This is a genomic window from Oleiphilus sp. HI0080 (genome assembly GCF_001635135.1).
In genome coordinates, this window is record NZ_LWFU01000704.1 from 1 (window position 1) to 1003 (window position 1003).

Here is a 1003-nt window from a genome sequence, read left to right on the forward strand (position 1 = left end):
TCACGCCTTTAATATTCATACATTTCGACGCGATAATGAGAAATGGGTGAGCTTCGAGATCCATCCTATCCAGAATAGTCGGCGGACTGTGATTCGTTGCGAACGACCGATTGTTGACCGACGCGCGGTTAAAAGTTCATCCGGAGTTGCCGAAACCCGTTATGTCATTTCAACCCCAATGACGCTCGGTGATGAGACTTGGGATGTAGAGCTCACGCTGGCCAACCGAGATTCGATGGGGTATCGCATGTTGCTCGGCCGAGAAGCAATGAAAGGTCGTGTACTTATTGACCCAAACGAAAGCTTTTTATTGGGCGGTCATACTAAAAAACAGGTTGAGAAACTTTATAATCAAAGTACGCCGGAAATTGGTGGTTTGAATATCGCGTTGTTGGCGAGCAACCCCGATCTTTATAGCAATCAGCGCCTAGTTGAAGCGGCAGAGCAGCGAGGACACAAGCTCACCTTTCTTGATATAAAACAGTGCTACATGAAGCTTGATGCGAATAATCCAGAGGCGCATTATCGAGGTGGACGGATACTGACGAATCTTGATGCGGTGATCACTCGCATCAAACCATCAGTCACATTCTATGGTTGCGCTTTGGCGAGGCAGTTCGAGAGCATGGGGGTGCATACAACAAACACTTCTGACTCGGTCACCAAGTCGAGAGACAAACTCTTCTCATTACAATTGATGTTGAAAAGCGGTATCAATATACCGACAACCGGTTTTGCAAACTCGCCCATGGATACGGGCGATTTAATTGAAATGGTAGGCGGCGCGCCACTCATAGTGAAGCTTTTGGAAGGCACGCAGGGTAGAGGCGTTGTTTTAGCTGAAACGCGCAAAGCGGCAGAGTCTGTTATCAATGCATTTAAGTCCTTGCGTGCGAACCTTTTGGTTCAAGAGTTTGTAAAAGAAGCCGAGGGAAAGGATCTTCGCTGTTTTGTGATTGATGGCAAGGTCGTTGCGTCGATTCAGCGAACGGCCGCGCCGGGC

The 1003-nt window shown here is 48.3% G+C and carries 1 protein-coding gene; it reads left to right on the plus strand.

Features of this window, described 5'->3' with window-relative positions:
• Window positions 1–13: 13 nt before the first annotated feature.
• Window positions 14–1003: RimK family alpha-L-glutamate ligase (locus A3751_RS15185; protein WP_082863291.1), on the plus strand; the 990-nt coding region annotated here is incomplete at its 3' end.